Raw genomic sequence first — 24982 nt, 5'->3', positions numbered from 1 at the left:
CGCACAATACTCGAGGGTTGTGCGATCCCTGTGGGAGCGGGCGTGCCCGCGAACAGCCGTGATGCGGTCTAGAACTCGGCGAGCCGCCAGACCTCATAGGCTGGCGTCTCGTACGGGTGGCTTTGCTTCAGCGCTGCGACAGCCTGGGCAATCAGCTCGTCAGCCACCACCAGCTCTACCTTCCACTCCTCCACCACCTCGACCTGACCGGCTTGCCCGAGGAACGGCTGGCTGCCGTCCAACGGGCGGAACTGGCCCTGGCCCAAGGTTTGCCAGGCGCAGTGGTCATAGTCGCCGATGCGCCCGCCACCAGCAGCGAACACAGCGGCCTTGACCACCTCGACATGGCTGGCGGGGACAAAGAAGGCGAGCTTGTACACGCCTTAGTTCACCCACACCCGCGCGTTGCGGAACATACGCATCAGCGCGGCATCTTCCTGCCACTCATCCGGGCGCCAGGAGTTCTGCACGGCGCGGAACACGCGCTCCGGGTGCGGCATCATGATGGTCACGCGGCCGTCGCGGCTGGTCAGGCCGGTGATACCACGCGGCGAGCCGTTCGGGTTGGCCGGGTAGGCTTCGGTGACCTTGCCGTGGTTGTCGACGTAGCGCAGGGCCACACAACCGGACAGGTCGGCTTCCAGCAGTGCCGCTTCATTGGCGAACTCGGCATGGCCTTCACCGTGAGCAATGGCGATCGGCATGCGCGAACCGGCCATGCCCTGCAGGAAGATCGAGTTGGACTTCTGCACCTCGACCATGGCAACGCGAGCCTCGAACTGCTCCGAGCGGTTACGCACGAAGTGCGGCCAGTACTCGGTGCCCGGGATCAGCTCGTGCAGGTTGGACATCATCTGGCAACCGTTGCACACGCCCAGGGCGAAGCTGTCGGTACGCTCGAAGAAGGCCTGGAACGCATCACGGGCACGGGCGTTGAACAGCGCCGACTTGGCCCAGCCTTCACCGGCACCCAGCACGTCACCGTAAGAGAAGCCACCGCAGGCGACCAGGCCCTTGAAGGCCTCGAAGTCGACACGGCCCGCCAGGATGTCGCTCATGTGCACGTCGATGGCGGCAAAACCGGCACGGTCGAAGGCAGCGGCCATCTCGACCTGGCCGTTGACGCCCTGCTCACGCAGGATGGCCACTTGCGGGCGCACGCCCTTCTTGATGTACGGCGCAGCGATGTCGTCGTTGACGTCGAAGCCCAGCTTGACCGACAGGCCTGGGTTGTCTTCCTCGAGCAGCAGGTCGAATTCCTGGTCGGCGCAGTCAGCGTTGTCGCGCAGGCGCTGGATCTGGTAGCTGGTCTCGGCCCACTGACGCTGCAGCATGCGACGGTCGTCGTCGAACAGCACTTCGCCGTTCAGGCTGATGGACACTTCGGCGTTGTTGACCGGCTTGCCGATCACCGCGACGCACTCCTCGCCCAGGCCAGCCGCGCTGAACTGCGCCAGCACGTCCGGGGTGGCATCCTGGCGAACCTGGATAACCGCACCCAGCTCTTCGTTGAAGAGGATGGCCGGTACGTCTTTACGGTTGTCAGTCAGTGGGTCGAGTTGCAGGTCCAGGCCGCAGTGGCCGGCGAAGGCCATTTCCAGCACGGTGGTGATCAGGCCGCCGTCGGAGCGGTCGTGGTAGGCCAGCAGGTGGCCGTCGGCGTTCAGCCCCTGGATCACGGCAAAGAAGGCCTTGAGGTCTTCGGCGTCGTCCACGTCCGGTGCCTGGGCAGCAATCTTGCCGTAGGTCTGCGCCAGGATCGAGGCGCCCATGCGGTTCTTGCCACGGCCCAGGTCGATCAGGATCAGGTCGGTCTCGCCCTTGTCCATGCGCAGTTCAGGGGTCAGGGTCTTGCGAATGTCGGTGACCGGGGCGAAGCCGGTGATGATCAGCGACATTGGCGAGGTGACGCTCTTCTCGCCACCCTCATCGCTCCACTTGGTCTTCATCGACATCGAGTCTTTGCCGACCGGAATGGTAATGCCCAGCTCTGGGCACAGCTCCATGCCGACAGCCTTGACGGTGTCGTACAGGCGGGCATCTTCACCCGGGTGACCGGCGGCGGACATCCAGTTGGCCGACAGTTTGATGTCGGACAGTTTCTCGATGCGCGAAGCCGCCAGGTTGGTCAGGGCTTCACCGATGGCCATGCGCCCGGACGCCGGGGCATCCAGCAGCGCCAGCGGGGTGCGCTCGCCCATGGCCATGGCTTCACCGGTGTAGACGTCGAAGCTGGTGGCGGTGACGGCGCAGTCAGCGACCGGTACTTGCCACGGGCCGACCATCTGGTCGCGGGCAACCAGGCCGGTGATGGTACGGTCGCCAATGGTGATCAGGAAGCTCTTGCTGGCCACGGCCGGGTGGTTCAACACGCGCTGCACGGCGTTGTCCAGGTCCAGCTCGCTCGGGTCGAAGTCATCGCCCAGCTCGGCCTCGCGGGTAACCGAGCGGTGCATGCGCGGCGGCTTGCCCAGCAGCACGTCCAGCGGCATGTCCACAGGCGTGTTGCCGAAGTGGCTGTCGCTTACGGTCAGGTGCGGCTCTTCGGTTGCTTCACCGACCACGGCAAACGGGCAACGCTCACGCTCGCAGATGGCCTGGAAACGCTCGAAGTCGACCGCGCTGACGGCCAGCACGTAACGCTCTTGCGATTCGTTGCTCCAGATTTCGTGCGGGGCCATGCCCGGCTCGTCATTGGGCACGTTACGCAGCTCGAAGCGGCCACCACGGCCACCGTCGTTGACCAGCTCGGGGAAAGCGTTGGAGATACCGCCCGCGCCCACGTCGTGGATGAAGGCGATCGGGTTGTTGTCACCCAGCTGCCAGCAGCGGTCGATGACCTCTTGGCAACGGCGCTCCATTTCCGGGTTTTCGCGCTGTACCGAGGCAAAGTCCAGGTCAGCCGAGCTGGCACCGGTAGCCACCGACGAAGCGGCGCCGCCACCCAGGCCGATCAGCATGGCCGGGCCGCCGAGCACGATCAGCTTGGCGCCGACGGTGATCTCGCCCTTCTGCACGTGGTCTTCACGGATGTTGCCCATACCACCGGCCAGCATGATCGGCTTGTGGTAGCCGCGCACTTCTTCACCGTGCGGGGTATTGATGGCCTGCTCGAAGGTACGGAAGTAACCGGTCAGGGCCGGGCGACCGAATTCGTTGTTGAACGCGGCGCCACCCAGCGGGCCTTCGATCATGATGTCGAGGGCGTCGACGATACGCTCAGGCTTGCCGTAGGCCTGCTCCCAAGGCTGTTCGAAGCCCGGAATGCGCAGGTTGGACACGGTGAAGCCGGTCAGGCCCGCCTTGGGCTTGGCGCCGCGGCCGGTAGCACCTTCATCGCGGATTTCGCCACCGGAGCCGGTGGAGGCGCCGGAGAACGGGGCGATGGCAGTCGGGTGGTTGTGGGTTTCCACCTTCATCAGGATGTGCACCGGCTCCTGCACCGCGCCGTACTGGCGGGTTTCAGGGTTCGGGAAGAAGCGGCCGGCTACGTTACCGACGATGACCGAGGCGTTGTCCTTGTACGCAGACAGCACGCCTTCGCTGTGCATCTGGTAGGTGTTCTTGATCATGCCGAACAGGCTTTTTTCCTGAGCCTGGCCGTCGATGTCCCAACTGGCGTTGAAGATCTTGTGGCGGCAGTGCTCGGAGTTGGCCTGGGCGAACATCATCAGTTCGATGTCGTTCGGGTTGCGCTTGAGCCCCTGGAAGGCAGCGACCAGGTAGTCGATCTCGTCTTCGGCAAGGGCCAGGCCCAGGTCGATGTTGGCCTGGGCCAGGGCGTCACGGCCACCGGCCAGGATGTCCACCGAGGTCATCGGCTTGGGCTGGGCGTGGCTGAACAGGTCGGACGCCTGCTCCAGCTGGCCGAGCACGCGCTGGGTCATGCGGTCGTGCAGTTCGGCAGCAATCAACGCGGCATCAGCGTCGCTCAGGGTGCCGGCAACGTAGTAGGCGATGCCGCGCTCCAGGCGCTGGATCGACTGCAGGCCGCAGTTGTGGGCGATGTCGCTGGCCTTGCTGGCCCACGGCGAAATGGTGCCCAGGCGCGGCACGACCAGGAACAGGCGGCCAGTCGGCTCCTGTACCGGCACGCTCGGGCCGTACTTGAGCAGACGGCCCAGCACCTGCTGCTGGTCGGCGGTCAGCTCGCCATCGACATCGGCGAAGTGGGCAAATTCGGCATACAAACCAGTAACAGCGGGGACTTTCTGGCTCAGTTGCTCGAGTAATTTACCGTGGCGAAAGGCAGAAAGGGCAGGAGCGCCGCGCAGGATCAACATCGTCGGGACAGCCTCAGGAAGGGGTGTGCTTAGAGGCCGTGCATTCTAGCCTACTTCGATGGTTTTCGGCACCCGCTCTAAGCCACGGCTGCCGGGCGGCGTAACCGGACTTTCGGGTCAGAATTTGAAGTGCTCGCCTTGAGAGGTTTGTCGCGTGGAAGATCGAGCGCCGCCCGCGCGGCGCTTCGCGGGGCAAGCCCGCTCCCACATTTGTTTCGGGCCAATCATTCCTGAACCATTGGCGCGCGGGCCGTTGTTTGCTCCATTCGATATCGCGTGTTGCGCTGATGCTTTTCATCCCTTTCCAGCCATGCACCCAGGGTGCGCGCGCCAATGGAGGCAGGAGAAACTGGCCCGAAACAAATGTGGGAGCGGGCTTGCCCCGCGAAGCGCCGCGCGGGCGGCGCTCGATCTCACAGGCGCAACACCTCCCAAGGCCAGCACCTGGTGGCTCCAACCGCAATCCTCCGCCACGCCCCACAACACATAAACCGCTACCAGACAAGCTAACCGTTGTCGAGATATGGCTGAACCGGTCCTTTGCGTATACTGCAACCTATGTTCGCCCACACTGCTTTGCGCCAGCGTTGCGCCAAATGGCTTCTCGCAACCGGACTCTTTCTGCTGCTCGGTGCCTGCGTTGAAAAACCCAGCACCCTCGAGCGCGTGAAGGAGGATGGCGTGCTGCGCGTGATCACCCGCAACAGCCCGGCCACCTACTTCCAGGATCGCAACGGCGAAACCGGTTTCGAATACGAGCTGGTCAAGCATTTCGCCGACGATCTCGGTGTGAAACTGGAGATCGAGACTGCCGACAACCTCGATGAGCTGTTCGACGACCTCGGCAAACCCTCCGGCCCGGTGCTGGCAGCCGCCGGCCTGGTCAGCAGCGAACGGCGCACCGCCCAGGCGAAATTCTCGCACCCTTATCTGGAAGTGACCCCACAGGTCATCTACCGCAACGGCCGGCCCCGCCCAACCAACGCCAAGGGCCTGGTCGGCAAGAAGATCATGGTGCTCAAAGGCAGCAGCCATGCCGACCTGCTGGCCGAGCTGAAAAAGCAGAACCCCGGCCTTGAATATGAAGAGTCGGATGCAGTGGAGGTAGTCGACCTGCTGCGCATGGTCGACGAAGGGCAGATCGACCTGACCCTGGTCGACTCCAACGAGCTGGCGATGAACCAGGTGTACTTCCCCAACGTGCGCGTGGCCTTCGACGTGGGCGACACCCGCGACCAGCGCTGGGCAGTGGCAGCGGGCGAAGACAACAGCCTGCTCAACGAGATCAACGAATTTCTCGACAAGGCACAGAAGAACGGCACCCTGCAACGCCTGAAAGACCGTTATTACGGCCATGTCGACGTATTAGGTTATGTGGGTGCCTACACCTTCGCCCAGCACCTGCAACAGCGCCTGCCCAAGTACGAAAAGCACTTCAAGAGCTACGCCAAGGTCGAGCAGGTGGACTGGCGTCTGCTGGCCGCCATCGGCTATCAGGAATCGATGTGGCAGCCGGAGGTCACCTCCAAGACCGGTGTTCGCGGCCTGATGATGCTGACCCAGCGCACCGCCCAGGCCATGGGTGTGTCCAACCGGCTGGACCCGAAACAGAGCATCCAGGGTGGTGCCAAGTATTTCATGAAGATCAAGGCCGAGCTGGACGACAGTATCCAGGAGCCGGACCGCACCTGGTTCGCCCTGGCTGCCTATAACGTCGGCAGTGGCCACCTGGAAGACGCCCGTACCCTGGCCAAGCGCGAGAAGCTCAACCCGAACAAGTGGCTGGACGTGAAGAAGATGCTGCCGCGCCTGTCGCAGAAGCAGTGGTATCGGCAGACCAAATACGGTTATGCCCGTGGCGGCGAGCCGGTGCACTTCGTGGCCAACATCCGCCGCTACTACGACATCCTTACCTGGGTGACCCAGCCGCAACTGGAAGGCCAGGTGGCCGAAGGCAACCTGCATGTGCCCGGGGTCAACAAGACCAAGCCGGCAGAACAGTCGCCGCCGATGTAGGCACCATCGCCCTCAGGCCAATAGATTTCCTGCAGGAGCAGCCTTGCGCTGCGAAGAGGCCGGTATAGCCACAAAGAATCTATTGCCATGCGGGCCTTTCTGGAACGCTAGGTCTTGGCCCGGCGGGCCTTGAAGAAATCGCTGAGGATCTGCCCACACTCCTGCGCCAGCACCCCGCCCTCCACCATCACCCGATGGTTGAGGAAGCCTTGGCCGAAGAACTGCCCCTGGCTCTGCACAATGCCTGCCTTGGGCTCCAGCGCGCCAAATACTACCCGCATCACCCGCGAATGCACGATCAGCCCTGCACACATGCTGCACGGTTCCAGGGTCACGTACAGGGTGCTGCCGGGCAGCCGGTAATTACTGGCTGTTTTCGCCGCTGCGCGGATGGCCACCATCTCGGCATGCGCGCTGGGGTCGCTGTCGATGATCGGCCGGTTGAACCCCTGGCCGATCACCTGCCCATGCTGCACCAGCACCGCGCCCACCGGCACCTCGCCCAGGGCCGCGCCCTCGGCCGCCAGGGCCAGGGCCAGTTGCATGAACTCCTGATCACGGCTGCGATCGATGATCTGCGGGCGCATCAGACCACCGCAATCGCGGCCATCAGGCCGGTTTCCATGTGGTCGATGACGTGGCAGTGGAACATCCAGGTACCCGGGTTATCCGCCACCAGCGCTACCTGGGCGCGCTCGTTCTTGCCCAGCAGGTAGGTGTCGGTGAACCACGGCTCTTTGATGTCGTGACGGTTGGAGGCGATCACCTTGAAGCTCATGCCGTGCAGGTGGATCGGGTGCTGGTACTGGGTCATGTTCTTGAGCTCGAAGATGTAGCTCTTGCCCTTTTTCAACGTGGCGATGGGGCGGTCGGCGCAGGTCTTGTCGGTGATATCCCAGGCCTGGCCGTTGATCTGCCACATGCTCGACGGTTTGTCCGGGTCGGGGGTGACAGAGACGCTGGCCGCCCACTCGAAATTGAAGTTGAGCTTTTCGGCATTCTCCAGGTCCGGCTCGGCGATCGGGTTGGGCGGCAGCGCTGGCGGCCAGCCACCCGCGGCGTCGTTACTGGGCACTGAACGCAGTGTACCCAGGCGCACGAAACCGTCGCGCAGGGAGATTTCTTCACCCGCTTCGGGAATACGTATGGCCAGACAGATGCGCATGCCGGGGCCGAGCCAGTACTCATCCTCCAGCGGCCGCGGGGTCACCGGGTTGCCGTCGAGCGCGTAGATTTTCGCCTCGCAGTTGCCCTTGAGGTTGAGCCGGTAGGTCCAGGTGTTGTCCAGGTTCAGCAGGCGCACCCGCACCACCTGGCCGGCCGGCAGCTCGGTGACCGAGTCGGCCTGGCCGTTGATGGTGATCAGCCGCCCAGCCGTACCGTTACGCGCCGCCTCGCGAGGGATGCTGAAAGGCAGCCAGGCACCCTGCTCGTCCACATGCCAGTTCTTCAGGCTCAACGTGCGCTCATGCTGGAACCCTGTAGGTTCGCGCTCCTCGACGATCAACGGGCCGACCAGGCCGCGGCCCAGCTCTTCGGAGCTGCTGACATGCGGGTGGTACCAGTAGCTGCCGGCATCCGGCACGCGGAACTTGTAGTCGAAGTACTCGCCTGGCTTGACCGGCAGTTGCGACACGTAGGGCACGCCGTCCATTTCCAGCGGCAGGCGAATGCCATGCCAGTGGATGGTGGTTTCCACCGGCAGGTGGTTGATAAAGCGTACCCGCAGCCAGGTACCCTGGCGCACACGCAGCTCGGTGCCCGGTGCCGACGGGCCGAAGGCCCAGGCCTCGGTCTTGAAGCCCGGCACCAGTTCGACGTCCAGCGGCGCCGCGATCAGCTCGTAATCATGCCCGGCGTTGTCATCTTCGACCTTGCCCAGCCAGTAACGCACCGCGCCACCGGCGCCCAGGCCAACCACAACCAGGCCGGTCAGGCCTTTGAGCATTTGTCGACGGGTGAAGGACATCGGTGCGGGTACCTCGTGTTCGGCGCAATCAAGCTGCCAGCAGTGGCTGGCAATGAAGGGCGAATACGATACACCTGCAAATGCGAAAGATTAAGTGAAGTCTTGTTTTGCCTGGGCTGGCCTCTTCGCGGGTAAACCCGCTGCCACAGGGACCGCACAGTGATTGAGGCTTGTGCAGCACTTTGTGGGGGCGGTTTTACCGCGAAGGGGCCGGGACAGGCGACAGATACAACAAGGGCGCCTTGCGGCGCCCTTGTGGCTCAACTTATTCCCACTCGATGGTGGCCGGCGGCTTGCTCGACACGTCGTAGGTAACGCGCGAGATACCGTCGATTTCGTTGATGATACGGCCGCTGACAGTTTCCAGCAGCTCGTATGGCAGGTGTGCCCAACGCGCGGTCATGAAGTCCACGGTTTCGACGGCACGCAGGGCCACGACCCAGGCGTAGCGACGGCCGTCGCCAACAACACCCACCGATTTGACCGGCTGGAACACCACGAATGCCTGGCTGGTCTTGTGGTACCAGTCGGCCTTGCGCAGTTCTTCGATGAAGATGTGGTCAGCGCGACGCAGGATGTCGGCGTATTCCTTCTTCACTTCACCAAGGATACGCACGCCCAGGCCCGGGCCCGGGAACGGGTGGCGATAGACCATGTCGTACGGCAGGCCCAGTTCCAGGCCAATCTTGCGCACTTCGTCCTTGAACAGCTCACGCAGCGGCTCGACCAGCTTGAGGTTCATTTCCTCCGGCAGGCCACCCACGTTGTGGTGCGACTTGATCACGTGGGCCTTGCCGCTCTTGGCGCCAGCCGACTCGATCACGTCCGGGTAGATGGTGCCTTGGGCGAGGAACTGGATGTTATCCAGCTTGCTGGCTTCGGCGTCGAAGACGTCGATGAAGGTGCGGCCGATGATCTTGCGCTTCTTCTCCGGGTCGGCTTCGCCTTCCAGGTTGTCGAGGAACTGCTTTTCAGCGTCGGCGCGGATCACCTTGACGCCCATGTTCTCTTTGAACATGGCCATCACCTGGTCGCCTTCGTGCAGGCGCAGCAGGCCGTTGTCGACGAATACGCAAGTCAGCTGGTCGCCGATGGCGCGGTGCAGCAGTGCAGCAACCACCGAGCTGTCAACGCCGCCGGACAGGCCCAGCAGGACGTTGGCCGAACCGACTTGCGCACGCACCTGGGCGATGGCGTCTTCAACGATGTTGGAGGCGGTCCACAGGGCTTCACAGCCGCAAATGTCCTGCACGAAACGGGACAGGATGCGACCGCCCTGCTTGGTGTGGGTCACTTCCGGGTGGAACTGCACGCCGTAGTAGCCGCGAGAATCGTCGAACATGCCGGCGATCGGGCAGCTCGGGGTGCTGGCCAGTACATGGAAGTTGCCGGGCATCTGGGTGACCTTGTCACCGTGGCTCATCCATACATCAAGGCCCAGCACGCCATCGGCGTCAACGTGGTCTTCGATGCCGTCGAGCAGGCGGCTCTTGCCGACCACGTCCACGCGGGCATAACCGAACTCACGCAGGTCGGAACCTTCAACCTTGCCGCCCATCTGCTCGGCCATGGTCTGCATGCCGTAGCAGATGCCCAGCACGGGTACGTTCAGGTCGAACACGGCCTGCGGCGCGCGCGGGCTGTTGGCTTCGTGGACCGACTCGGGGCCGCCGGCGAGGATGATGCCGCGCGGGTTGAATTCGCGGATCGCTTCATCGTCCATGTCGAACGGGTGCAGTTCGCAGTACACGCCGATTTCGCGCACGCGGCGGGCGATCAGCTGGGTGTACTGGGAACCGAAATCGAGGATCAGGATGCGGTGAGCGTGAATGTCGAGGGCCATGACTCAATCTCGTCAGTGGAAATCGGAAACGACGCGGGGCTGTCGTGACAGCCCCGCATGCTTGTATTGCTGGAAGCCTCAGCCTACGCGGTAGTTAGGGGCTTCTTTGGTGATCTGCACGTCATGCACGTGGGACTCGGCCATGCCGGCACCGGTGATGCGTACAAATTCCGGCTTGGTGCGCATCTCTTCGATGGTGGCGCTGCCGGTGTAGCCCATGGACGAACGCAGGCCGCCCATCAGCTGGTGGATGATCGCAGCCAGGGCGCCCTTGTAAGGCACACGGCCTTCGATCCCCTCAGGAACAAGCTTCTCGGCGCCGGCCGAGGAGTCCTGGAAGTAACGGTCCGACGAGCCTTGCGCCTGTGCCATGGCACCCAGCGAGCCCATGCCGCGGTAGGCCTTGTAGGAACGGCCCTGGAACAGTTCGACTTCGCCTGGGGCCTCTTCGGTACCGGCAAACATCGAACCCATCATCACGCAGGAAGCACCGGCAACAATGGCCTTGGACAGGTCACCGGAGAAGCGGATACCGCCGTCGGCGATCAGTGGCACGCCAGTGCCTTCCAGTGCGGCAGCAACGTTGGCGATGGCGCTGATTTGCGGCACGCCGACACCGGCAACGATACGGGTGGTGCAGATGGAGCCTGGGCCGATGCCGACCTTGACGGCGTCAGCGCCAGCTTCGGCCAGGGCCTTGGCTGCGGCGCCGGTGGCGATGTTGCCGCCGATCACCTGCACTTGCGGGTAGGTTTCCTTCACCCAGCGAACGCGGTCGATCACGCCTTTGGAGTGACCGTGTGCGGTGTCGACCACCACCACATCAACGCCAGCGGCAACCAGCGCGGCAACACGCTCGCCGGTGTCCTTGCCGGTGCCGACCGCAGCGCCAACGCGCAGGCGACCCTGGTCGTCCTTGCTGGCCAGCGGGTAAGCCTTGGCTTTTTCGATGTCCTTGACGGTCATCATGCCCTTGAGGTTGAACTTGTCGTCAACGATCAGGACCTTTTCCAGGCGGTGCTTGTGCAGCAGCTCGCGGACTTCGTTCTTGTCGGCGCCTTCGCGGACGGTGACCAGACGCTCTTTGGGGGTCATCACGTCGCGGACCTTGGCGTCCAGGCGGGTTTCGAAGCGTACGTCACGGGAGGTGACGATACCGACCAGGTCACCATTCGCCAGCACTGGAACACCGGAAATGTTGTTCAGGCGGGTCAGGTCGAACAGGTCACGCACGGTGGCGTCGGCTTCGATGGTGATCGGGTCCTTGACCACGCCAGCCTCGAACTTCTTGACCTTGCGTACTTCGCCGGCCTGCTGCTCGATGGTCATGTTCTTGTGGATGATGCCGATGCCGCCTTCCTGGGCCATGGCAATGGCCAGACGCGCTTCGGTCACGGTATCCATGGCGGCGGAAACCAGCGGAATGTTCAGCTCGATGCCACGGGTCAAACGGGTCTTGAGGCTGACTTCATTAGGCAGTACCTCGGAATAACCAGGTACAAGGAGGATATCGTCGAAGGTCAGGGCTTCTTGGCTGATACGCAGCATCGCGGGGGCTCCCGGGCGGGAAAAATGGAAGCGCGCCATTATACTCATCCACGGCGCGCCGCTCAATGCAAAATAAGGGCCTTCGGTCAGCCTTGTGGCAGTTTTACCTGCACCACGGTCACCGGCTGGTCGAGCCAGTCGGCAAAGCTGTCGAGAAAGGCCTGGGTGAACCCGGCCTCGCCCCAGTTGTTGAAGATGAACCCCAGGTTGGAAAAGGCACATGGCTGCAGGTAAATGAAGCCATTGATGTCATCTTCAAAGCCGCACAGCGGGCAGGTGAAGTTGTCGGTCACCGCCGGCGTCCACTCCTCCAGGCTTTCGAACAGCGGCTCGCCCACCTCGCGCCGGCACTCCGGGCAACCGGCCTCTTCGAGAAACCCTTCGGTGGGGGTGTAGATGCAGCGCTTGAGCACCACCTCCATGCCGTTGACCGGCTGATCGAAGGGCAGTTTTTCCGGATGAAGGGCCACCTTGCGCGCCCCTGCAGCCAGGGCATGGCCCATGCGGTTGCCGGTGCGGCCACAGGTGGTCAGCTGCTCTTCGACGACTTTTTCGCGCACCAGCCAGCGCACGATGGCGCGCGCGCGGGCTTCATGCACCGGGACGGTGGACAGCTTGGGAACGATGATGCTCTGGGTGTTCATGAACGGGACAAGCCTGAAAAACGCCGGTAATGGCGCAATTCTACCGCTCAGGCGCTCAGGTAGCGACCGATCAACGCCAGGCCACTGGCCAGCACCAGCCAGGTGACCAGGCGAACGAAAGCCTCACGCGACAACCGGTTGGTCAGCCGGCGCCCCACCCAGAGGCCGACGAACATGACTGGCAGCAAGCAGGCTGCGAGCAGCAGCAGGCTTTGGTCGGCATAGACACCGGCGATCAGGAACAGCGAAAGGCGCACTACGGTACTGCAACTGATCAGCGCACTCTGGGTGGCGCGAACCTGTTCCTTTACCTCCAGCCGTGCGCTCAGGTAAAGCGCATAAAGAAACCCGCCACTGCCGAACAGCGCCCCGAACAACCCGCCTGCCGTACCCATCGGCACCGCCCACAAGCCTGACAGGGTGGCCGGCCGGGCCTTCACTGCCAGCCCGTATAACGCATAGGCGGTCACGAACACGCCCATCAACAGCAGCAAAAGGTCGGATTTCAGTTGCAGCAGGAACACCACGCCCAACGTGCAGCCCAGGGCCATGAACGGTAACAGCCGCAACAACTCGCTGCGCACCACATCCCGGCGCGACGGCAGCAGGTTGCCGAACGCGGCAACGAAGTCCAGCAGCACCAGTAGCGGGATGATGCGCGACAACGGCATGAAATGGATCAATATCGGCCCGGCCACCAGCGCGGTACCGAAACCGGCAATGCCGAATACGACATAAGCAACGCCGACACCCAGCAGGATGGGTAGCCAATCGAGGCCGGAAAACGACAGTTGGGCGAGCATGGCAGCGGTTCCTGGGAAGACAGGCAAAGATTAGCCAGACACGAGCCATGCCGACTAATATGCCTTTACTGTCAAACCCATCTCAAAAAGGCATGGCATGACCTCGATCCGCCAGTTGCGTTACTTCGTTGAAATCGCCGAGTGCGGCAGTTTCAGCGCTGCCGCCGAACGGCTGTACATCGCCCAGTCGGCGCTTAGCCGGCAGATCAAGGAGCTGGAGCAGCAACTGGGCACGCCGCTGTTCGAACGCACCGCGCGCCTGCCACGCCTGACACTGGCCGGCGAAGCATTGCTTGAACGGGCGCGGCGCTTGCTGGCCGACCTTGCACAAGCCGAGCGGGTAACCCGCGACATTGGCGAGGGGTTGCAAGGCAGTCTGCGCCTGAACCATTCCAGTACCGTGCCGCTGACCGGCACGCTGCTGGCTCGCCTGGCCGACTACCTGAAAGACAACCCGGGGGTTTCGCTGGAGATTGCGCAGCAGTCTTCGGAGGCACAGCTGGAAGATATTGCTGCCGGGCGGCTGGATATCGGCCTGCTGCGGTTGCCGGTGCTGCGTCAGCACGAAGGTGTGGTGCTGCATGAACTGTTCAGCGAACCCTTGTTGCTGGCGGTCGCTGCCGGGCACCCCTTGGCCAGCGCGCCACGGGTGAAACTGGAGCAGCTGAGGGAAGAGCGCTTCATTTCCATCCCGCACCGGGACCGTGGCGGGCTGAGTTACCTGTCGGCTTCGCTGTGCATGGAGGCAGGCTTCTTCCCGCAAGCGGCGCAGGTGCTGTCGCGCAAGACCACGCAGTTGCAGCTGATTCAGGCGGGGTTCGGGGTGGCGCTGTTGCCGCAGTGCATGCGTGAGATTGCGCCGGCTTCAGTCAGCTTCGTGGCGCTGGACGGTGATTGCCAGAGCACAGTGGCACTGGCCTGTCGTCGCGATGCAGGGCAGATGGTGCGGCAGTTCGTGGCGACGATGCAGGGCTGAAGGCACCGGCTGCGATCTTGTGGGAGCGGCCTTGCGTCGCGAAAGGGCTGCGAAGCGGCCCCAGGTTTTCAGCTTCGCCGCATGAAGTGCCGGGGCCGCGTTGCGGCCCTTTCGCGACGTAAGGCCGCCTCCACAAGGATTGGGTCAAGGCTGGCAGTAGGGGCAAGACAGACAACCGGGGCGGATGTCCTTTATGATGCCTGCCATGATCAAAGACCCCTTCGAACGACTCGGCCTGGACCGTGAGGTCCTTACCGTCAGCCAACTCAACGGCCGCGCCCGCGTGCTGCTGGAAGACGTGTTCCGCAGCGTCTGGGTGGAAGGCGAAATCTCCAACCTTGCCCGCCCGGCATCCGGCCACATGTACTTCACCCTCAAGGACAGCGGCGCCCAGGTGCGTTGCGCGCTGTTCCGGCAGAACGCCACGCGGGTGCGCCAGGCGCTGCGCGACGGCCTGGCAGTGCGGGTACGCGGCAAGGTTTCGCTGTTTGAAGGGCGTGGCGACTACCAGCTGATCCTCGACACCGTCGAGCCGGCCGGCGACGGCGCACTGCGCCTGGCCTTCGAGGCGCTGAAGGAAAAGCTCAGTGCCGAGGGGCTGTTCAGCGCCGAACGCAAAAAACCGCTACCGGCCCACCCTCAACGTATCGGCATCATCAGCTCGCCTACCGGCGCCGTGATCCGCGACATCATCAGCGTGTTCGGCCGCCGCGCTCCACAAGTGGAGCTGAACCTGATTCCCACGGCGGTGCAGGGCCGTGAAGCCATCGCGCAGATCGTGCGCGCCATTCGCCTGGCCGACAGCCTTGGTTTCGACGCGCTGATACTGGCCCGCGGTGGTGGTTCGCTGGAAGACCTGTGGTGCTTCAACGAAGAAGCCGTGGCGCGTGCCGTAGCCGCCTGCGTCACCCCTATCGTCAGCGCCGTGGGCCATGAAACCGATGTGTCGATCAGCGACTTCGTTGCCGACGTACGGGCACCCACGCCGTCTGCCGCCGCGGAGTTGCTGGCCCCCGACAACAGTGGCTTGCAGCAACGGCTGGACGGCCTGCAGCGGCGCCTGCTGCTGCGCATGCAGAACCGCCTGACCCATGACCGGCTGCGCCTGGAATCACTGACCCGGCGCCTGCGCCACCCGGGCGAACGCCTGCGCCAGCAGGCCCAGCGCCTGGACGACCTGGACATGCGCCTGCGCCGCGCTTTCATGCTCAGCCTCAATCAGCGCCGCGAGCGCGTGGCACGCATGGACACGCGCCTGGCCGCGCAGCACCCGGGGCGCAACCTGAAATTGCTGAGCCAGCGCCTGGACAGCCTGGCCGAGCGCCTGCCACGGGCCATGCGCGAGGTGCTGAAAGACCGCCGCCAACGCTTCCAGGCCCAACTGCAAACCCTGCAGGTGGTGAGCCCGCTGGCCACCCTCGCCCGCGGCTACAGCATCCTGCTGGACGACCAGGGCCAGGCCATTCGCAGTGCCGAACAGACCCGCAATGGCCAGCGCCTGACCGCCCGCCTGAACGAAGGCGAACTGCAGGTGCGGGTCGAAGACAACCACCTGACCCCGGTCACCCTCTCATTACTGGACTGACACATGCCCCGCCTGCTCGCGCCCCTGCTCGCCCTCTCCCTCGTGCTGCTCGCCGGCGGCGCCCAGGCCAGCTATATCACCCGCACACTGAACAAGCCGGTGCCGGGTGGCGTGGCGGTGGTTGACCTGGGCCCCGCCACAAGCGCGCCCAGCGCCCGTTTCGACGGCAAGCCGGTGCTGGTGGTGAAGGAGCAGGACAACTGGCTGGCCATCGTCGGCATCCCGCTGACCCAGAAGCCCGGCACTGCCGTGCTGAGCCAGGACGGCCGCACCCTGCCCTTCAGCGTCGGGAGCAAGAAATACCCGGAACAGCGCATCACGCTGAAGAACACTCGCCAGGTCAACCCGAACCCGGCCGACCTCAAGCGCATCGACCGCGAGCTGGCCGAACAGATCAAGGCCTACCGCAGCTTCAGCCCGACCCTGCCAAGCAACCTGGTCCTCGACAAGCCGGTCAACGGCCCGCTGTCGAGCAAATTCGGCGTGCGCCGCTTCTTCAACGGTGAAGAGCGCAACCCGCATGCCGGGCTGGACTTTGCAGTGCCAGCGGGGACACCGATCAAGACACCGGCCAATGGCAAGGTGATCCTGGTGGGGGATTACTTCTTCAATGGCCGCACGGTGTTCGTCGACCATGGGCAGGGCTTTATCAGCATGTTCTGCCACATGTCGAAGATCGATGTGCAGGTGGGGCAATCACTGCGCCGTGGCGAGGTGGTCGGGCGCGTGGGCTCGACCGGGCGGGCAACCGGGCCGCACATGCACTGGAACGTCAGCCTGAATGATGCGCGGGTGGACCCGGCTATTTTCATCGGCGCGTTCCAACCCTGAGACCTGCGCTGCCTATGCTGGCCTCTTCGCGGGTAAACCCGCTCCATAGGTACGACGTAGCTTTCAAATGCGGCGCGATCCCTGTGGGAGCGGGTTTACCCGCGAAGAGGCCAGCACAGGCAGCACCCTTACCACTGGGTTGCGCCATCGAAATATACCGCGCAAAAAACACGAAACACTCAACAAATTACAGCCATAAAATCTCGCCCAATCGCTTTTTTTAAGCATTTCTCTCAATTTTTTCTGGACACTTGCCATCCCTGACCTCTCTGGTTAGGGTTGAGGGCATGAAAACCTTCAGCACCCTCATCCTGCTCCGACAACATCGCAGCCTCTGCCTGGTCAGCGCCCGACTACCAGGCTGAATCGCGTCGCCTCGCCTCTTCATCTCGTTATCGCTCGGCAGGCCCGATCTCGGCCGCACACAAAAGGATTGCTTCCATGACCATGCTCAAAGACCCTTCGAAGAAATACCGCGCCTTTCCGACCATCGACCTGCCTGACCGTACCTGGCCGTCGAAGACCATCACCGCCGCGCCGATCTGGTGCAGCTCCGACCTGCGTGATGGCAACCAGTCGCTGATCGAGCCGATGGATTCGGAGAAGAAACTGCGCTTCTGGAAGACCCTGGTGCAGGTGGGCGTGAAGGAAATCGAAGCGTCGTTCCCGTCTGCCTCGCAGACCGATTTCGACTTCGTTCGCACCCTGATCGAGGACGGCCACATCCCGGACGACACCACCATCCAGGTGCTCACCCAGGCCCGTGAAGACCTGATCGCACGCACCTTCGAATCGCTGCGCGGTGCGAAGAAGGCCATCGTCCACCTGTACAACGCCACCAGCCCGTCGTTCCGCCGCATTGTCTTCAACCAGGACAAGCAAGGCGTAAAAGACATCGCGGTGAACGCCGCCAAGCTGTTCGTCAAGTACGCTGCCCAGCAGCCGGAAACCCAGTGGACCTTCCAGTACTCGCCAGAAACCTTCAGCGCCACTGAAATGGAGTTCGCCAAGGAAGTCTGCGATGCAGTCATCGAGGTGTGGAACCCGACGCCTGAGCACAAGATCATCCTCAACCTGCCGGCCACGGTGGAAGTGTCCACGCCAAACATCTACGCCGACCAGATCGAGTGGTTCTGCCGCAATGTCAGCCGCCGCGACAGCGTGATCATCAGCCTGCACTGCCACAACGACCGTGGCACCGGTATTGCTGCCACCGAGCTGGGCCTGATGGCCGGCGCCGACCGCGCCGAAGGCTGCCTGTTCGGCAATGGCGAGCGTACCGGTAACGTCGACCTGGTGACCTTGGCCCTGAACCTCTACACCCAAGGCATCGACCCGTTGCTGGACTTCTCCGACATCGACGGCGTGCGCAAGGTGGTCGAAGAGTGCAACCAGCTGCCGGTGCACCCACGCCACCCGTACGTGGGCGACCTGGTCCATACTGCCTTCTCCGGCTCGCACCAGGATGCCATCCGCAAGGGTTTCGCCAAGCAGCAGGAAGGCGAACTGTGGGAGGTACCGTACCTGCCAATCGACCCGGCCGACATCGGCCGCAGCTACGAGGCGGTTATCCGCGTCAACAGCCAGTCGGGTAAAGGCGGCATCACCTACCTGCTCGAACAGGAATATGGCATCAGCCTGCCACGCCGCATGCAGATCGAGTTCAGCCAGGTGGTTCAGGGTGAAACCGACCGCCTCGGCCTGGAAATGACCGCCCAGCAGATCTACAGCCTGCTGCACAAGGAATACCTCCAGGCCAACGCGCCATACGCGCTGGTCAGCCACCGCCTGCAGGAAGAAAACGGCCACAGCGCCGTGGAAGTGGAAGTTGCCGGTGAAGGCGAAACCACCCTGCACTGGCGCGGCAAGGGCAACGGTGCCCTCGAAGCCCTGGTAGCCGGCCTGCCGATTGCCGTGGAGATCATGGACTACAACGAGCACGCCATTGGCGCAGGCACCAATGCCAAGGCCGCAGCCTACATTGAACTGCGCGTGGCCGGTGGCCGCCCGGTGCATGGCGTGGGCATCGATGAAAACATCACCACGGCCAGCTTCAAGGCACTGTTCAGCGCGTTGAACCGCTCGCTGAGCCAGCAGGATGCCAAGGCAGCCTGAGCACGCTTGCGAAAAGAAAAAGCCCGCTGTTGAAAGCGGGCTTTTTCCATTATTCGGGGCAAAAAAAAGGGGCGCCGACCAAGCGCCCCACAAGCCGTAAAGCACACAACAAATTCAGTTGGCGTCCAGCAGCGCCATCGCCTCGGCACTGCACGCTTCGATCCGCGCCCAATCGCCGTTCTTGATCCAGCTGCTGTCGAGCATCCAGGTACCCCCCACGCACATTACATTGGACAAGGCCATGTAGTTACGCACGTTGGCCGGGTTCACGCCGCCGGTTGGACAGAAGCGAATATCGCCGAACGGGCCACCAAAGGCCTTGATCGCCGCCACGCCGCCGCTGATTTCGGCCGGGAACAACTTGAACCGGCGGTAGCCCAAGGCATAGCCCATCATGATTTCGGATGGCGTACTGATGCCCGGCAGCAGCGGGATTTCACTGTCCACGCCCGCCTTCAGGATGTCCTGGGTAATGCCCGGGGTAACGACGAACTGTGCTCCGGCAGCCTCGACAGCGGCGAACATACTGCGGTCGAGCACGGTACCCGCGCCTACGCACAACTCCGGGCGCTGTTCACGCAGCACCTGAATGGCTTTGAGCCCATGCTGCGAACGCAGGGTCACTTCCAGGGTACGGATCCCACCGGCGGCCAGGGCATCGGCCAGCGGCAGGATGTCTTCCTCACGGGCGATGGTGATTACCGGCAGGATGCGCGCCTGTTCGCAAATGGCGTCGATCCGGGCGGCTTTGGCGGCCATCGAGAGCTTTGGCTGTGGGCGTTCGAGGGTGGTCATGACAGTGGATCCTTGGCTCATGGGCACCAGTAGATGTCCAGGGGGTCGTGAAGAAAAGCGCGAATCGGCATTTCAGTAAGGTCGTTGCCAGCCAGCGCGGCGCGCAGGGTAGCGAGTTTGCCCGGCCCTTGCACGGACAGCGCTGTGAAGGCGGCGCTGGCCAGCAGCGAGCGGGTCATCGACAGGCGCTGGTGCGGCACGCTCGGCGCCAGCAACGGCAGGCAGCGACGCCCGCTGGCGAGGTCCAGGCCTGCTTTCAGGTTTGGGCTGCCAGGGAACAGCGAGGCGGTATGGCCGTCATCACCCATGCCCAGTACCAGCACGTCGATTGGCGGCAGTGCAAGCAGAGCCTGGTCGGCCTTGCCAGCTGCGGTATCGAGGTTGTCCGCCTGCTGGTACAGGCCGACAAAGCGGGCCTTGGCTGCCGCGCCTTTGAGCAGGTGGCGGGCCAACAGCCCGGCGTTGCTGTCAGCGTGCTCCACCGGCACCCAGCGCTCATCGGCCAGGCTGACGGTGACCTTGGCCCAGTCCAGGGTTTCACTGGCCAACTGCTCAAGGAATGGCACCGGGCTGCGGCCACCCGACAGCACCACGCAGGCCTGGCCCTTGGCAGCAATCGCTGCACGAAGGCGTTCGGCAACATCATGGGCCAGGGTGGCAGCCAACGCCTTGGCATCCGCCAGGTCGTGAACCTTCACAGTCGCTGGAAAATTCAATTCAGATATCTCCATACCACGCCCTCCCATCGCGTGTGATCAAAGCTATCGAGCTCATCGGCCCCCAGGAGCCCGCCGCGTAAGGCTTGGGCGCATCGCCTGCATTACGCCAGCCGGCAATCAACTGGTCGCACCACTTCCAGGCATATTCGATTTCGTCCTTGCGCACGAACAGGTTCTGGTTACCGCGCATCACTTCGAGCAACAGGCGTTCGTAAGCGTCCGGAATCCGCGTGCTGCGCCAGGTGTCGGAAAAATTAAGCTGCAACGGGCCGCTGCGCAGTTGCATGCCTTTGTCCAGGCCCTGCTCCTTGGTCATCACCCGTAAAGAAATACCCTCGTCCGGTTGCAGGCGGATGATCAGCTTGTTGCCGACTTGCAAACGCTGTTCCGGGGCAAAGATGTAGTGGGGCGTTTCCTTGAAGTGAATGACGATCTGCGACAGCTTCTGCGGCATGCGCTTGCCGGTACGCAGGTAGAACGGCACGCCCGACCAGCGCCAGTTGCGGATGTCGGCACGCAGGGCGACGAAGGTTTCCGTGTCGCTGCTGGCGTTGGCGTTGTCTTCTTCCAGGTAACCCGGCACCGGCTTGCCCTCGCTGTAGCCGGCAATGTACTGACCACGCACCACTCGGGTGCTCAAACCCTCGCCAGTGATCGGTGCCAGGGCCTTGAGCACCTTCACCTTTTCGTCACGAATGGCATCGGCGGACAGCTCGCTCGGCGGGTCCATGGCGATCAGGCACAGTAACTGCAACAGGTGGTTCTGGATCATGTCGCGCAACTGGCCAGCCTTGTCGAAATAGCCCCAGCGGCCTTCGATACCCACCTTTTCGGCCACGGTGATCTCCACGTGGGAGATGGAATTCTGGTTCCACTGGGTTTCGAACAGGCTGTTGGCGAAGCGCAGCGCAATCAGGTTCTGTACCGTCTCCTTGCCCAGGTAGTGGTCGATGCGGTAAACCCGGTTTTCGGGGAAGAACCGTGCCACGGCATCGTTGACCCGGCGTGACGACTCCAGGTCGTGGCCGATGGGCTTTTCCAGCACCACCCGGGTACGCGGAGCCAGCCCGGCCTTGTCGAGGTTCTCGCAAATGGCCCCGTACACCGCTGCCGCCGTGGCGAAGTAAGCGATCAGCGGCAGTTCGCCCGGCAGCTGCTCGGCCAGTGCCTGGTAACCCTCGGGTTGCAGAAAGTCCAGGTGCTGGTAGCTCAACCGGGCCAGGAAACGGCCTAATGCAGCAGGCTCGATATCGGCCTCGGGCACATGCCGGCGCAAGTGGGCTTCGATGCTGTTCAGGTGCTTCTGTGCGCTGCCTGCCTCGCGGGCCAGCGCCAGCAGGCGCGTGTCGGGGTGCAGCAGGTTAGCCCGGTCGAGCTGGTAGAGCGCAGGAAACAGCTTGCGCAATGCCAGGTCACCGAGGGCGCCAAACAGGGCAAATGTGCAAGGTTCGACACTGATTGCAGCCATGATGTAGGTTCTTTCCTAAAGTTGGTCTAGGAATACCGCTTTCACATACGGTTTTCAAGGGATAATGTAGTAAAAACCACAACATTACACACAAGTATTACAGACAAGTGGTGCGCCATCCGCACCAACAGTACGATAGACGACCGTGCAAAAAGCCTGCTGCTTCGCCAGCCGGCTGTCTTCCCGACCCAAGGACACACCCATGGACCGCGTGCGAAACCTCCTGGAACAGATCCAGGGACGCCTCGACGAGCTGAACAAGGCCGAACGCAAAGTCGCCGAAGTCATCCTGCTCAACCCGCAACAAGCCACCCGTTTCAGCATTGCTGCGCTGGCACAGGCGGCCAAGGTCAGCGAACCGACCGTCAACCGCTTCTGCCGCTCGTTCGGCGTCAGCGGTTACCCCGAACTCAAGCTGCAGCTGGCGCAGAGCCTGGCCAGCGGCGCCGCTTACGTCAGCCGCGCGGTAGAGGCCGACGATGACCCGGCAGCCTACACCCAGAAAATCTTCGCCAGTGCCATCGCCTCGCTCGACGGCGCGTGCCAGCTACTGGACCCGCAGCAGGTCAGCCGTGCCGTGGACATGATGATCCAGGCCCGGCAGATCCACTTCTTCGGCCTGGGCGCCTCAGCCCCGGTGGCCCTGGATGCGCAGCACAAGTTCTTCCGCTTCAACCTGGCAGTATCGGCCCACGCCGATGTGCTGATGCAGCGCATGCTGGCCTCAGTGGCCCATACCGGCGACCTGTTCGTGATCATTTCCTACACCGGGCGCACCCGCGAACTGGTCGAAGTGGCCCGCCTGGCCCGCGAAAACGGCGCCTCGGTGCTGGGCCTGACTGCCGCCGGCTCGCCACTGGCCAATGCCTGCAGCCTGAGCCTGCACATTCCGTTGCCGGAAGACACCGACATCTACATGCCGATGACCTCACGGATCATCCAGCTGACCGTGCTCGATGTGCTGGCTACCGGCATGACCCTGCGCCGCGGCGTCGACTTCCAGCCACACCTGCGCAAGATCAAGGAAAGCCTGAACGCCAGCCGCTACCCGATCGAGGACGACGAACTCAACTGAGCCGGTGCGCCTGCAGGCGCAGGTGGGCACGCTGCCCCGGCGCCAGGCTCAGGCCCTCGCCACTGCCACTGGCGGCCTCGACGCAGACAAAACGCTGGCTTTCACGGCCAGTCACGCCCATCAACGGTCGGTTACCCGGGTGCCAGACCACGGTGTCATCGCTGTCACCGGTGTCAATGCACAGCTCGCGCTGCCAGGCCGGGTCCTGCAACTGCACCCGCGGCGTGCCCGGGTAGACCTTCTGGCAGCCACCCTTGAGCTTCAGCGCGCCATCTTCACGGCAGGCCTGACGATTCAGGCGGTCATAACCTTCGATATCCTCCAGCCCGGACAGCGCTATCTCGGAGACGTCACTGATCCGCCAATAGGCCAGCAATGCATGGCTCAGCTGGCAAGGTTCGCTGTCCTGGTGCTCGGTACTCAGGCTCAGTTCCATACGGCTACCCAGCCTGGCGTGCAGGTCGACCTGCCAGTCGCACAGGTCCAGGCGCCACTTCAAGGTAACGCCCTCCTCGTCTTCGCGGCTGTCTACAAGCTTCCAGTCCAGCAAACGCGCCCAGCCGTGGGCTGGCCACAGGTCCTCGCTGGGGTGGCGGCCATACCACGGCCAGCACACCGGCACGCCGCCACGGATCGCCCCCACCTGCGGCCACTGCTCGGCGCACCACAGCCACGGCCGCTCACCTGCCGGCTGAAAGTGCAGCAACTGCGCGCCCTGGCGGCTGAAGACCGCCTGGCAACGGGGGTGATCGATGATCAGCACATCGCGCTGCTGGTAACGCTCCCACTCGAATGTCGGCCTTGGCCGCTGCGAGGCAAAGAAGCGATGGAGCGGATGTTCGGGCATGGTTCAGAGCTCTTGTTGTTTGAGATAGCGCTGTCTCGGCCTATCCCCGACAACCACTGCAGGCCAGTGGGTGCCGGGAACCGAAAAGGGATTCGCGTAAATTTACAACAAATGGCCTCAGAATGACGACTGAATCTTCAAGCCTGCGACCAGCGCGTTGTCCACTTCATCCACCCCGCCCGGGCTCATGATGTACTGCAGGTTAGGCCGCACGGTCAGCCAGTTGGTGACGTGGAAGCCGTAGTAGAGCTCGGCGTTGTACTCGGTGCGTTGCAGCGGCACGAAGCCTGGGTTGTCGTAATCGTTGATACCACTCTGGGCGTTGAGCAGTTCGGCGCGTTTCTTCACGTCGTCATTCACATGAATACGCGCCACACCGAAGCCGATGTCATCCTTGGGCCGGGCGTCGAAGGCGCCTTTGTAGACCAGCCCCACCTGCTGGTAGTTGTCGACCACGTTGGTGGCCTTGTCGTGCACGGTGAAGTTGGCGAACAGGCTGAGGCCGCGGTTGACGTCGCCACCATGATCCGTGACCTGCTGCTGCGCCACTACCCACCAGCCATGCTTGCTGGAGTGCGACTTGAAGGCCCCACCAGTCAGCGCCTGCGGGTTGCCGTTGACGTCGTCGAACACATCGTCGGCCTTGGCCGTGCTGTAGTAGTAACCCAGGCGGTACTCACCCGGCAGGCCGTTGACCTTGGGCGACCACACCGCCTCCACCGGCAGGATTGCCCCCTTGGTGCCGCTGCCGCTGAGCTTGAAGCCATTGCCGGTTTCCAGGTTGGAGGGGTTCTGCTCGAAGGCGCCGACCTGTACGAAGAATTCCGGGGTGATGTTGTATTTCACCCGCAGCGCCCACTGGCTGACCGGCCAGTTGTACCAGATGCCGCCCACCCAGTTGCCCACCTGAGAGCCGCAGAAGGCCAGGTTCTGGAAGTCGCAAGGGAAGCTGTTGAAGTCCTCGCCCTCGCCGAAGCGGCCGAATTTGACGTCCAGGGCACCGTCGAAATACTTCTGCTTGAACCACATCTGGGTCAGACGCCAGGTCTGTCCTCGGCCCCACACTTCCTGCACCGAGCTGAACTGCCCGGCGCGCGGGTCGCTGATACGGTCGTTGGACAGGTTGCGGCCGCTGCGCTCGGTGATCGCCAGCTTGAACTCGGCATCGTGCCAACCAAAGATCTTCTGCAGGTCCAGGTGTGCGCCAAGGGCGAACTGGTCGCTGTAGCGTGCAGTCTTGTCGTCGTTGTAGCCACCGTGCAGGTTGCCGGCCACCTCGCCGACGTAGTCGAGGGTGAAGTCGTAGCCCTTCTCCAGCAACTCGGTACGGGTGCCGCCCCAATCGCCGGTCATCCACTTCGATTCACTGGAAAAAGCCTCGGCAGCCTGCGCGCCGCTGCTGCCGACAACGGCGAGCAAAGCCAGCGAGCCCAATGTCCTGATACGTTTGCGCTGTTCCATCCCT

General features: G+C 63.2%; 19 protein-coding genes. 6 read left to right on the top strand and 13 right to left on the bottom strand.

Annotation, left to right across the window (positions count from 1 at the left end; genetic code table 11):
• Positions 1-68 precede the first annotated feature (68 nt).
• Positions 69-380 carry a YqfO family protein gene (locus OZ911_RS05095; RefSeq protein ID WP_016485114.1) on the bottom strand — a complete coding sequence of 104 codons (312 nt, stop codon included), beginning with the start codon at positions 378-380 and terminating at the stop codon, positions 69-71.
• A 3-nt stretch (positions 381-383) separates the two neighbouring features.
• On the bottom strand, positions 384-4283 hold the full coding sequence (gene purL / locus OZ911_RS05090; RefSeq protein ID WP_023047715.1) for a phosphoribosylformylglycinamidine synthase: 3900 nt from the start codon (positions 4281-4283) through the stop codon (positions 384-386).
• A 558-nt stretch (positions 4284-4841) separates the two neighbouring features.
• Here purL and mltF point away from each other — a divergent pair.
• Complete coding sequence (mltF, locus tag OZ911_RS05085) at positions 4842-6299, top strand: membrane-bound lytic murein transglycosylase MltF (protein WP_016485112.1); 1458 nt, start codon at positions 4842-4844, stop codon at positions 6297-6299.
• Between the two features lie 107 nt (positions 6300-6406).
• On the opposite strand, the gene tadA is transcribed toward mltF, so the two are convergent.
• The 6 genes from tadA to OZ911_RS05055 form a co-directional block, all read right to left on the bottom strand.
• Entirely contained in the window at positions 6407-6886 is a 480-nt protein-coding gene (gene tadA / locus OZ911_RS05080; protein WP_023047716.1) for a tRNA adenosine(34) deaminase TadA, read from the bottom strand.
• Entirely contained in the window at positions 6886-8268 is a 1383-nt protein-coding gene (locus OZ911_RS05075) for a multicopper oxidase family protein (RefSeq protein WP_070086495.1), read from the bottom strand. The genes tadA and OZ911_RS05075 overlap by 1 nt, the downstream gene beginning before the upstream one ends.
• A gap of 265 nt (positions 8269-8533) precedes the next feature.
• Entirely contained in the window at positions 8534-10111 is a 1578-nt protein-coding gene (gene guaA, locus OZ911_RS05070) for a glutamine-hydrolyzing GMP synthase (protein WP_016485109.1), read from the bottom strand.
• A 78-nt stretch (positions 10112-10189) separates the two neighbouring features.
• Positions 10190-11659 (bottom strand): IMP dehydrogenase, encoded by a 1470-nt coding sequence (guaB, locus tag OZ911_RS05065; RefSeq protein ID WP_012270723.1) that lies wholly within the window; start codon positions 11657-11659, stop codon positions 10190-10192.
• Between the two features lie 86 nt (positions 11660-11745).
• The gene (locus OZ911_RS05060) at positions 11746-12303 is read right to left on the bottom strand and encodes a hypothetical protein (RefSeq protein WP_016485108.1); all 558 of its coding nucleotides are present in this window, start codon (positions 12301-12303) and stop codon (positions 11746-11748) included.
• A gap of 47 nt (positions 12304-12350) precedes the next feature.
• Complete coding sequence (locus tag OZ911_RS05055) at positions 12351-13106, bottom strand: sulfite exporter TauE/SafE family protein (protein ID WP_023047717.1); 756 nt, start codon at positions 13104-13106, stop codon at positions 12351-12353.
• A gap of 97 nt (positions 13107-13203) precedes the next feature.
• On the opposite strand from OZ911_RS05055, the gene OZ911_RS05050 reads away from it, so the two are divergent.
• The 4 genes from OZ911_RS05050 (at position 13204) to leuA (ending at position 18613) form a co-directional block, all read left to right on the top strand.
• A complete protein-coding gene (locus OZ911_RS05050) occupies positions 13204-14082 on the top strand; it encodes a LysR family transcriptional regulator (RefSeq protein WP_016485106.1) in 879 nt (292 codons plus the stop codon).
• 205 nt (positions 14083-14287) lie between these two features.
• The gene (xseA, locus tag OZ911_RS05045; RefSeq protein ID WP_024717654.1) at positions 14288-15667 is read left to right on the top strand and encodes an exodeoxyribonuclease VII large subunit; all 1380 of its coding nucleotides are present in this window, start codon (positions 14288-14290) and stop codon (positions 15665-15667) included.
• 3 nt (positions 15668-15670) lie between these two features.
• Complete coding sequence (locus tag OZ911_RS05040) at positions 15671-16498, top strand: M23 family metallopeptidase (RefSeq protein WP_016485104.1); 828 nt, start codon at positions 15671-15673, stop codon at positions 16496-16498.
• A gap of 441 nt (positions 16499-16939) precedes the next feature.
• Positions 16940-18613: a 2-isopropylmalate synthase gene (gene leuA, locus OZ911_RS05035; RefSeq protein WP_023048427.1), complete on the top strand. Its 1674-nt coding sequence runs from the start codon at positions 16940-16942 to the stop codon at positions 18611-18613.
• Positions 18614-18727: 114 nt separating this feature from the next.
• On the opposite strand, the gene OZ911_RS05030 is transcribed toward leuA, so the two are convergent.
• Genes OZ911_RS05030 through zwf form a run of 3 tightly spaced genes read right to left on the bottom strand, consistent with a single transcriptional unit; the run spans position 18728 to position 21595 of the window.
• Positions 18728-19408, bottom strand: a complete 681-nt coding sequence (locus OZ911_RS05030; protein WP_023048428.1) for a bifunctional 4-hydroxy-2-oxoglutarate aldolase/2-dehydro-3-deoxy-phosphogluconate aldolase — start codon at positions 19406-19408, stop codon at positions 18728-18730.
• Positions 19409-19425: 17 nt separating this feature from the next.
• Positions 19426-20139: a 6-phosphogluconolactonase gene (gene pgl, locus OZ911_RS05025; RefSeq protein ID WP_023048429.1), complete on the bottom strand. Its 714-nt coding sequence runs from the start codon at positions 20137-20139 to the stop codon at positions 19426-19428.
• The gene (gene zwf / locus OZ911_RS05020; RefSeq protein WP_023048430.1) at positions 20126-21595 is read right to left on the bottom strand and encodes a glucose-6-phosphate dehydrogenase; all 1470 of its coding nucleotides are present in this window, start codon (positions 21593-21595) and stop codon (positions 20126-20128) included. The genes pgl and zwf overlap by 14 nt, the downstream gene beginning before the upstream one ends.
• Before the next feature lie 211 nt (positions 21596-21806).
• Between zwf and hexR the strand changes: the two genes are divergently transcribed.
• Positions 21807-22670: a DNA-binding transcriptional regulator HexR gene (hexR, locus tag OZ911_RS05015; protein ID WP_172455959.1), complete on the top strand. Its 864-nt coding sequence runs from the start codon at positions 21807-21809 to the stop codon at positions 22668-22670.
• On the opposite strand, the gene OZ911_RS05010 is transcribed toward hexR, so the two are convergent.
• Together OZ911_RS05010 and OZ911_RS05005 are read right to left on the bottom strand one after the other, a co-directional pair.
• Positions 22663-23517: a D-hexose-6-phosphate mutarotase gene (locus OZ911_RS05010; protein ID WP_019471492.1), complete on the bottom strand. Its 855-nt coding sequence runs from the start codon at positions 23515-23517 to the stop codon at positions 22663-22665. The genes hexR and OZ911_RS05010 overlap by 8 nt on opposite strands.
• A gap of 117 nt (positions 23518-23634) precedes the next feature.
• Positions 23635-24978 (bottom strand): carbohydrate porin, encoded by a 1344-nt coding sequence (locus OZ911_RS05005; RefSeq protein WP_023048431.1) that lies wholly within the window; start codon positions 24976-24978, stop codon positions 23635-23637.
• Positions 24979-24982 lie beyond the last annotated feature (4 nt).

The organism is Pseudomonas fortuita (assembly GCF_026898135.2).
GTDB lineage: Bacteria > Pseudomonadota > Gammaproteobacteria > Pseudomonadales > Pseudomonadaceae > Aquipseudomonas > Aquipseudomonas fortuita.
This window is presented reverse-complemented; position numbering and strand designations above follow the sequence as displayed.